Consider the following 9233-nt stretch of genomic DNA (forward strand, 5'->3'; position numbering starts at 1 on the left):
GATTGGGGTCGGTCTTCTCGAGTTCCAGCGACGCCGCCAGCAAGGCCAGCCGCGCCACCACGCCATACATATAGAAGCGATTCGGCACCGCCGCGCCAGGCTTGGCATGGCTGTCGGGGATGCCGTTGGGCGCAAACGCCAGCGGCACGAAATGCATGCCCGGCGCGTTCAGGTTCTCGTCATTGCCGCGGCCGGTGTGGACGCGGTAGAAGCCGCCGACCACATAGCGGTCGATCATGTACACCACCGGCTCGGCCACCGCCTCGTTGACCTTCTCGAAGGTGTGCACGCCCTCCTGGATGATGACGTCGTTGACCTCGAGGCCTTCCTTGACGACGCTCATCTTGTTGCGTTCCTTGCGGTTCAGGCCCTTGACTTCGGCCGGATCACGCACGGTCATGATGCCCATGCCGTAGGTGCCGGCATCGGCCTTGACCACCACATAGGGGGTTTCCTTGATGCCGTATTCGCGGTACTTCTTGGCGATCTTCTTGAGCACGGCCTCGACCGAGTCAGCCAGCGCCTCCTCGCCCACGCGCTCGTGGAAATCGATGCCGGAGCACTTGGCGAAGTACGGGTTGACCATCCACGGATCGACGTCGATCAGCTTGGCGAACTTCTTGGCCACTTCATCGTAGGCCGCGAAATGGCTGGACTTGCGCCGCGTCGACCAGCCCGCGTGCAGCGGCGGCAGCAGATACTGCTCATTGATATTTTCCAGGATCGGCGGAATGCCGGCGGAAAGATCGTTGTTGAGCAGAATCGAGCAGGGATCGAAGTCCTTCAGCCCCAGGCGGCGGCCACGCACGCCGAGGCGGGCCAGCGGCTCCACCACCAGCGTCTGGCCGTCGGGCAGCTCGATCGGCGTGGGCTCGGTAATGTCTTCGGACAGCGAGCCCAGGCGGACATTGAGACCGGCCTGGCGCATGATCAGCGACAGCCGCGCCACGTTCTGCAGGTAGAACATATTGCGGGTGTGGCGTTCCGGGATCAGCAGCAGGTTCTTGGCGTCCGGGCAGATCTTCTCGATGGCCGCCATGGCAGCCTGTACCGCCAGCGGCAGCATTTCGGGAGCCAGGTTGTTGAAGCCGCCGGGGAACAGGTTGGTATCGACCGGGGCCAGCTTGAAGCCGGCATTGCGCAGATCGACCGAACAGTAGAACGGTGGCGTATGTTCCTGCCATTCCAGCCTGAACCAGCGCTCGATGGACGGCGTCGCATCCAGGATCTTTTTTTCCAGCTCGAGCAGCGGACCGTTCAGCGCGGTGATGAGATGCGGGACCATATACATCCTATTGATCGTCTTTATCGTTCGCCCAGATTGTAGAGGAACGGCCAATTGGCTGCAGGCGCTGCCTGAATAAGCATATGCGAGCGCCGGCATAAGGGATAAGGGAGATGGATATGGGGGTGCCCGCCGGGAATAAAAGAGGGCCTCGCGCGCACGGATCCGCGGCAAAGCCCGGGTGGCCCAGCGCCGGCGCCGGTGGCCGCTGATGGCGCCGGGCGCAAAAAAAAAGCGCGACCGGAGCCGCGCTTTCAAATGGCCTGACAGATACGGGGAGCGTTCTGCAGGTGGAGGAAACTGCCTCACTGGCACTGTATGTGCGCCACCCGCCAAAGACAATTGAAGCTTTTTAAGATCGGATTTAAGCAGTTAGCGAAAAAGCCGGCCACGGCCGGCTTCTGCCCGCGGCTGGTGCTCCGATCGGGGCCGATGACGCCGGGATCGCTCCCGATGCCGTCACGATGCGGACACCGGAGTGAAAAAAGCCCGGCACAAGGCCGGGCGAAACTCCTGAGAGAAGATTCCCAATCAGCTCTCCAGCACAACACCTTTACGATCAGGCCTCATATGCGGTCTCGCCGTGCGAGGTGATGTCCAGGCCCTCGCGTTCTTCTTCTTCCGGCACCCGCAGGCCGATCAGCATATCCACCAGCTTGTAGGCCACGAAGGCGACCAGACCCGACCACACAATGGTAGTGAGCACGCCTTGCAGCTGGATCCACACCTGGCCGACGATCGAATAGTCGTCCGCAACCTTGTTGGCCACGTAGTCATAGACACCCGTGCCGCCCAGGCTCGGCGCGGCAAACACGCCGGTCAGCAGCGCCCCCAGGATGCCGCCGACGCCGTGCACGCCGAACACGTCGAGCGAGTCGTCCATGCCCAGCAGCTTCTTCAGGCCGGTCACGCCCCACAGGCACAGCAGGCCAGCGGCGATGCCGATCACGATCGAGCCCATCGGGCCGACGAAGCCGGCAGCCGGGGTGATGGCCACCAGGCCGGCCACCGCCCCCGAAGCACCGCCCAGCATCGAGGGCTTGCCCTTGCTGATCCACTCGCCGAAAGTCCAGGCCAGCACCGCGGCGCAGGTTGCCAGCAGGGTGTTGACGAAGGCCAGCGCGGCCGAACCGTTGGCTTCCAGCGCCGAGCCGGCGTTGAAGCCGAACCAGCCGAACCACAGCAGCGAGGCGCCAACCATGGTGAAGGTCAGGCTGTGCGGACGCAGTGCCTCGCGGCCGAAGCCGATGCGCTTGCCGAACATGAAGGCACCCACCAGGCCAGCCACGGCGGCGTTGATGTGCACCACCGTGCCGCCGGCGAAGTCGAGCGCGCCCTTCTGGAACAGCCAGCCGCCCTTGGCCGTGGCCGCCGCGCCCGCTGCGGCGTCGGTGTACAGGTCAGGACCAGGCCAGAACCAGACCATATGGGCCATCGGGATATACGAGAAGGTGAACCAGATCACCACGAAGACCAGCACCGCCGAGAACTTGGCACGCTCGGCGAAGGCGCCGATGATCAGGCCGCAGGTGATCGCCGCGAAGGCGCACTGGAAAGCGAAATAGGCCAGTTCCGGTACCACCACGCCCTTGCTGAAGGTGGCGGCCACCGCGTCAACGGTGAGCCCCTTCATGAAGAGCCGGTCGGTGCCGCCGAAGAAGGCATTACCCTCGGTGAAGGCGAAGCTGTAGCCGTAGATGGCCCACAGCAGCGACACCAGCGAGAAGATCACCAGGCACTGCATCAGCACCGACAGCATGTTCTTCGAACGGACCAGGCCGCCGTAGAACAGTGCCAGGCCCGGCAGCGTCATCAGGATCACGAAGGCCGTGGAAATCAGCAGCCAGGCGGTATCGCCCTTGTTGGGCACGGGTGCAGGCGCGGCGGCGGGTGCTGCGGCTGGCGCCGCCGGCGCTGCTGCCGCAGGAGCGGCGGCGGCGGGCGCGGGAGCGGGTGCGGCGGCGGATGCGGCCGGTGCCGAGGCCTCGGCCGCGGGCTTGTCCTGCGCCACGGCGTGGGTGGACAGGCCGATGCCGGCCGTGCCCAGGGCCAGCGCCACGGCGCCGGTTGTCAGGATGCGCTTGAACCAGGATTTCATTGTGATTAACCTCTTGTCGTTGGGCTATGCGTCACAGCGCATCGCCGCCGGTCTCGCCGGTGCGAATGCGGATGACCTGCTCGATGGGGGCGACAAAGATCTTGCCGTCGCCGATCTTGCCGGTACGCGCCGATTTCTCGATTGCCTCGATGGCCCGTTCGACCACATCGTCCGGAACCGCCACCTCGATCTTCACCTTGGGCAGGAAATCCACGATGTATTCCGCGCCCCGGTACAGCTCGGTGTGGCCCTTCTGGCGGCCGAAACCCTTGACTTCGGTCACGGTGATGCCGGACACGCCCACGTCCGAGAGCGCTTCGCGCACCTCGTCGAGCTTGAACGGCTTGATGACGGCGATGATCAGTTTCATCCGATTTCTCCTCAGAGCGGGACGGCCCGGTATCCGTCCGGCGCCCGCTCAACCTGATGCGTGTTTAGAAAGTCTTGGTGATCGCCGCCCAGGCCGTGGCCTTGCCGACATAGCGACCGGATGTATTGGTATAGACCGACTTGTGGGCATTGGTGTCGATATAGGCCACCGACAGCGAGAAGCCCTTGCCCAGGTCCTTGGTCAGGCCCAGCTTCCAGTCCGTGTAGGAGGCGCTGTTCACGTGTTTCACATTCTGGTAGCCCACGTGCGCATTCAGCGTCAGGTCCCAGAAGTTCAGCGGCACGTTGGCCGACAGGTCGGCGTAGTAGCTGTACTTGCTGTCGGCGAAGCCGAACAGGTTGGTCAGCGCCTGCGAGTACTTGAAGAACACGGGGCCGTAGCCGATGCCGGCGTAGGCTTCGGTGGTGTACGGACGCGTGAAGCCGTTCGGGTAGTCGCCAGGGTAGTAGTACTGCAGCACGCCGACGTCGTAGTTCCATTCCAGGCCGGCCAGCGTGAAGGTGTTCTTGAAGCCGCCGTAGAAGTCCATTTCGATCGGCGCGGACACCTTGGCGTTGCTGTCGCCCAGCCAGCTGATGCTCGAGTTCCAGTTACCCAGGTAGAAACCGCTCGAATGCGAATAGTCGAAGCCGCCCTGGATTGCCGGCCGGCGGTTGGTCTGCATCAGGCCGCGGTAGCGATATTCGCTGGCCAGGGTCACGTTGGCAGTGAAGGTGTGAGGCGAGGCTTGCGCCGCGGCGGCATCGGTGGATGCCCCCCCCTCCTGAGCGGCGCTCTGGGCAAAGGCGGCGGATGTGAGGCCGCAAAGTACAACTGCACTGGCGCTGACTGCAAAGGCCAACTTCTTCATGGATTTGTTCTCCTTTTCCTCTGGCTCGGTACTCGCGTGCTTAAAAGTGATTTGTGAATCCAGACTCCCGGAATCATTACTGCAACTGCCGTGCCAGGCCAGGCTGGGGTCTTCCATGGGTTTCAATATGACGCAAGGGCCGCCCGGATTTGTTGCTCTGGCGCACTAGCCGCATCCGCCCAGACGTTAAAAGGTGTTACCAGCCCGCGCTGGCGCTTTCCTGGGCGCGCCTGACGCGCGATAATCGGCCCATGCTGGCGGCAAGTGCCGGGCAAGCACCGCCTTAGACCGCGCCCCAGCCGGGTGCACCGCAATGCAGCATGCCGATGCCGCCCACCCAGACACCCGCACCAACACAGTGCAAAAGGAGAATCACCATGAAACCCAGCGACCTGTTCAACGATTTCCAGAGCAAGGTCAGCGAAGCCTTGCGCAACTCTCCCGCCAAGGACATCGAGAAAAACGTGCGCAGCATGATGACGCAGGGCTTCTCCAAGCTCGACCTCGTCACCCGCGAGGAATTCGATGTGCAGTCGCAAGTACTGGCGCGTACCCGCGCACGCCTGGAAGAACTGGAAGCCCGCGTGCTCGCTCTGGAAAGCCGCGCCTCCGGCGGCTCCGACACGCCTGTCACCGGCTGAAGCCCTTGGGCACAGCGCACGCCCGAGGGGGCCGATGACCCCGGGCTCGCATCCCGACCGCCAGGATGGCCGCCGTATTCCGGCGGCCATTTTCGTTAACACTTCCTTGACCCTTCCGGAGTGAGATGAGCCTCGCCCTCCTGCGCAGCCGGGCGCTGACCGGCCTCGAGGCGCCGCTGGTGTCGGTCGAGGTGCATCTGGCCAATGGCCTGCCCGCCTTCAATATCGTGGGCCTGGCCGATACCGAAGTGCGCGAGAGCCGCGAGCGGGTGCGCGCGGCCATCCTCAACAGCCGTTTCGAGTTTCCCAGCCGGCGCATCACCGTAAACCTGGCGCCCGCCGACCTGCCCAAGGAATCCGGCCGCTTCGACCTGCCGATCGCGCTCGGCATCCTTGCCGCCAGCGGGCAGGTCCCGCTGGATGGACTGGATGCCAGCGAGTTCGCCGGCGAGCTCTCGCTTTCCGGCGAGCTGCGCCCGGTGCGCGGGGCGCTGGCCATGGCGATGAGCCTGGGACGCGACAATACGGCGCGGCAGGCGGCGGGCGCGGGTCCGCCGCGCAGCTTCGTGGTGGCGGCGGAGAACGCGCCCGAGGCGGCCTTGATCGACGGTGTCACGGTATATGCCGCAAGCTCGCTGCTGGAAGTCTGCGCTCACCTTGGCCCCCTGCCCGAGGCCCGGCTGGTGCGCGCGGAGCCGCTGGTGCAACTCGGCGCGGACGACCCCGCCGGCCCCGACATGCGCGACGTCCGCGGACAGGCGCAGGCGCGCCGCGCCATGGAAATCGCGGCGGCGGGCCAGCACTCGGCCTTGCTGGTGGGGCCGCCCGGCACCGGCAAATCCATGCTGGCGCAGCGCTTTCCCGGCCTGCTGCCGCCCATGACGCTGGAGGAAGCGCTCGAATCCGCCGCGGTGCAGAGCCTCACCGCGGCGGGCTTTCATCCCGCCCGCTGGCGCGAGCGGCCCTACCGGTCGCCACATCACACGGCTTCCGCGGCCGCCCTGGTGGGTGGCGGCGGCAACCCCCGCCCCGGCGAGATCTCGCTTGCCCATCACGGCGTGCTGTTTCTCGATGAACTGCCGGAGTTCGACAGGCGCGTGCTGGAAGTCCTGCGCGAGCCGCTCGAATCGGGCCGCGTCACCATCTCGCGCGCCACGCGCCAGGCCGACTTTCCCGCCCGCTTCCAGTTTGTCGCCGCCATGAATCCCTGCCCGTGCGGCTACCTGGGGCACCCTTCCCGTCCCTGCCGCTGCACGCCGGACCAGGTGCTGCGCTACCAGTCCCGGCTATCCGGCCCGCTGCTCGACCGCATCGACCTCCAGGTGGAGGTACCGGCCCAGGACCAGCAGGAAATGCTCGACGGCCCGCCCGGCGAGTCCAGCGCCGACGTCCGCCAGCGCGTGCTGGCCGCCCGCGGCCGCCAGCAGGCGCGGCAGGGCAAGCCCAACGCCGCCCTGTCCGGCCGCGAAATCGACCTGCACTGCCCGCTGACGCCCGAGGCGCAGGCATTGCTGCGCGGCGCCATGACCAAGCTGGCCTGGTCGGCGCGCGCCTATTTCCGGGTAATCAAGATTGCCCGCACGGTGGCGGACCTGGAGGGGGCAGGGCCATTGCAGCCCGGCCATGTGGGCGAGGCGATCCAGTACCGCCGCGCCTTGCGCACGCCTTAGCGGTTATTTCAAGAAGATGCCGGCGTCGTTGCACGGCCTTGCCGTACCACTTGTACCGCCTGCGGCCGAACTGCCTCAGCCACGCCGGCGCGGCGGCGGCACGGCGACCGGCGGCTCCGACGGCGGAGGGGGCTCCTCGATCGGCGGCAGGTCGGGCGGGATGCCAGGTGGCACCGGCTCCTCCATCGGCGGCACGGTATGGGCCGGCCGCGCATGCAACAGGGCCAGCCTGGTGGAAGCGCTTCGCATTGCTTATCTCCGCTTGGGTCGTCTTTCGGTGCGATCCGCTCCGCCTGGATGGCGGGTCTGCCGGCTCGCCTCTCCTATTGAAGCAAACGCGCCCGCGGGAAGCCAGCGATAGATCAGGCGGCCGGGTGGCGCCTGACGAAGAACAGTGCGGTGCCCACGGCCACCAGCACACCGCCGAACACGCGGTTCTGCCAGCGCACCGCGCGCGCATTGCGGAACAGGCCGCGCATGCGCGAGGCCAGCAGCGCGTAGCCGTGCATCACCACCAGGTCCACGCCGCACATGGTCGCTGCCAGGATGGCAAGCTGGGGCCCGAGCGGGTGGTGCGGATCGATGAACTGCGGCAGCACCGCCACCATGAAGATAATGCCCTTGGGATTGGTGACATTGGTCAGCAAGCCCGTGGCAAACCGGCGGCGCGGGCTCAGCACGGCAACGCGCGGCGCCTCGGGGGCGCCCCGCAATGCATCGTCCTGCCCGCCCTCCTCCACCCGCGCGCGCCATTGCTGCACGCCCAGGTAGACCAGGTAGAGCGCGCCGACCGTCTTGACCACGGCGAAGGCATGCTCGGACGCCAGCAGCAGCGCGCCAAGGCCGCCACCAGCCACCAGCAGAATGATCACCAGCCCGGTCTGCAGGCCGAAAATCGTGGTGGTGGTCTTGCGCAGCCCGTAAGACAGGCCATGGCTCATCGACAACACGGCGCCCGAACCCGGCGACACGGCAATCACCCAACAGGCAGCGAAATAGGCCAGCCATACATCCCAACGCATTACGTTACTCCCTCGAAAAAACCGGTGGCGCGCAGCGGCCACGAAAAAAATCAGAACGGATGGAAGCCAGTCAGGAACTGGTCGATCTGCTCAGCCTGGCGCTGGTCGCGGGCGGCCTCGCCGGCTTCCAGCACGACCGCCTGGTACACGTGCACGCCCGAAGCCACCAGCCGCGCCGTGAGCCGCCGCGGCGACTGGTCCTGCGGCGATACCGCGGCCACCTGCAACTCCACGCCGGCGAGCGCCACGGCAGGCGTTGCGGCCGACATCACCGTCACCTTGCGGGTCTTGACCGCATCGGCGGAATGGGGTCCCAGGTTGCCCAGCAATCCCGCCTGCATCGACGCGAGCGCCGCCTCGCGCAGCGCCGCATCGTCGGCCGGCAAGGTCACCACGCCGACCGCGAACAGGGTCTCGTCGACCCGGGCCGCGTCCATCGTCATCGGCAGCCGGCGCCCGGCAATCGCCACCTCGCGCGCGGCGCCGGTCGGCTTGCCCGGATAGAGTGCAGCATAGGCGCCTTCATTGGACTGGATGGTGCGCCAGTCATAGCGCGGCGAACAGGCGGCCAGCGCCGCGCCGATCGCCGCGACGGCGATGACGGTGGCAAGCGCGGACGCCGACAGGCGGGAAAACCAGGGGTGGGACATCACGGCAACGGATAGGGCAGGCGTGCGGCGGACCTAGCCTGGGATTGTGCGATCCCGCACCCAGGGCCCGCCGGCGCGGCGCCACGAATACGGACGGAAGCCGCTATTATCGGGGAACCCGCGTGCCAGCGCTCGTCCACTTCGCCATTCCATGCAATCCTCGTCGATTCCGCAATCATCGCGCCGCATCCGCGCCCGGCGCGCCCTGGCCTCGGCATGCCTTGCCGGCGCGGCGGCGCTGGGCGCCGCCCTGGCCACGGCGAGCGCCGGCGCCTTGGCCGCCGCCGCCCCCCTGCCCGCGGTGACCGATCTTGCCGCGCAAGGCGCGGCGGCATCCAGCCGGGGCGAGCCGCTGGTGGTGCTGGTGACGCTGCCCGGCTGCGTGTACTGCGAAACCGTGCGGCGCAACTACCTGGGCCCGCAGGCCGCGGCCGGCGAGATCGTGGCGCGGGAGCTCGACATGACGGCGAACACGCCGTTGCGCAACGCAGACGGCAGCATGACCACGGCACGCGAATGGGCCCGCAGCCGCAATGTGGCGGCGGCGCCCACGGTACTTTTCCTCGACGCGCGCGGCCGCTCGCTGGCTACGCCGCTGCGCGGCATGCAGCCCGATTTCTACGGCG

The 9233-nt window shown here is 66.8% G+C and carries 10 protein-coding genes; 3 read left to right on the plus strand and 7 right to left on the minus strand.

All coding sequences use genetic code 11. The annotated features are described in order from the left end of the window. The 4 genes from gshA to P3W85_RS24150 form a co-directional block, all read right to left on the minus strand. Positions 1-1285 (minus strand): glutamate--cysteine ligase (gshA, locus tag P3W85_RS24135; RefSeq protein ID WP_276266627.1); only part of this gene is annotated, 1285 nt, incomplete at its 3' end. A 559-nt stretch (positions 1286-1844) separates the two neighbouring features. Beyond that, positions 1845-3383 (minus strand): ammonium transporter, encoded by a 1539-nt coding sequence (locus P3W85_RS24140; protein WP_276266628.1) that lies wholly within the window; start codon positions 3381-3383, stop codon positions 1845-1847. A 31-nt stretch (positions 3384-3414) separates the two neighbouring features. Next, positions 3415-3753, minus strand: coding sequence for a P-II family nitrogen regulator (locus P3W85_RS24145; protein WP_017225134.1), 339 nt, complete (start codon positions 3751-3753; stop codon positions 3415-3417). A 64-nt stretch (positions 3754-3817) separates the two neighbouring features. After that, a complete protein-coding gene (locus P3W85_RS24150; RefSeq protein WP_017225133.1) occupies positions 3818-4624 on the minus strand; it encodes a TorF family putative porin in 807 nt (268 codons plus the stop codon). Between the two features lie 377 nt (positions 4625-5001). Here P3W85_RS24150 and P3W85_RS24155 point away from each other — a divergent pair, with 377 nt between their 5' ends. Next, complete coding sequence (locus P3W85_RS24155) at positions 5002-5265, plus strand: accessory factor UbiK family protein (protein ID WP_017225132.1); 264 nt, start codon at positions 5002-5004, stop codon at positions 5263-5265. 125 nt (positions 5266-5390) lie between these two features. Continuing rightward, positions 5391-6935, plus strand: a complete 1545-nt coding sequence (locus P3W85_RS24160; RefSeq protein ID WP_276266629.1) for a YifB family Mg chelatase-like AAA ATPase — start codon at positions 5391-5393, stop codon at positions 6933-6935. 75 nt (positions 6936-7010) lie between these two features. Here the strand turns inward: P3W85_RS24160 and P3W85_RS24165 are convergent, their stop codons facing one another. From P3W85_RS24165 to P3W85_RS24175, 3 genes are all read right to left on the minus strand, one after another. Further along, on the minus strand, positions 7011-7184 hold the full coding sequence (locus tag P3W85_RS24165) for a hypothetical protein (RefSeq protein WP_276266630.1): 174 nt from the start codon (positions 7182-7184) through the stop codon (positions 7011-7013). Between the two features lie 113 nt (positions 7185-7297). Next, positions 7298-7957 (minus strand): LysE family transporter, encoded by a 660-nt coding sequence (locus tag P3W85_RS24170; RefSeq protein ID WP_276266631.1) that lies wholly within the window; start codon positions 7955-7957, stop codon positions 7298-7300. Between the two features lie 50 nt (positions 7958-8007). Then, the gene (locus P3W85_RS24175; RefSeq protein WP_276266632.1) at positions 8008-8607 is read right to left on the minus strand and encodes a hypothetical protein; all 600 of its coding nucleotides are present in this window, start codon (positions 8605-8607) and stop codon (positions 8008-8010) included. A gap of 151 nt (positions 8608-8758) precedes the next feature. Here P3W85_RS24175 and P3W85_RS24180 point away from each other — a divergent pair. Further along, positions 8759-9233: thioredoxin (locus P3W85_RS24180; RefSeq protein ID WP_276266633.1), on the plus strand; the 475-nt coding region annotated here is incomplete at its 3' end.

Source organism: Cupriavidus basilensis (genome assembly GCF_029335485.1).
GTDB classification, from domain to species: Bacteria; Pseudomonadota; Gammaproteobacteria; order Burkholderiales; family Burkholderiaceae; genus Cupriavidus; species Cupriavidus basilensis_E.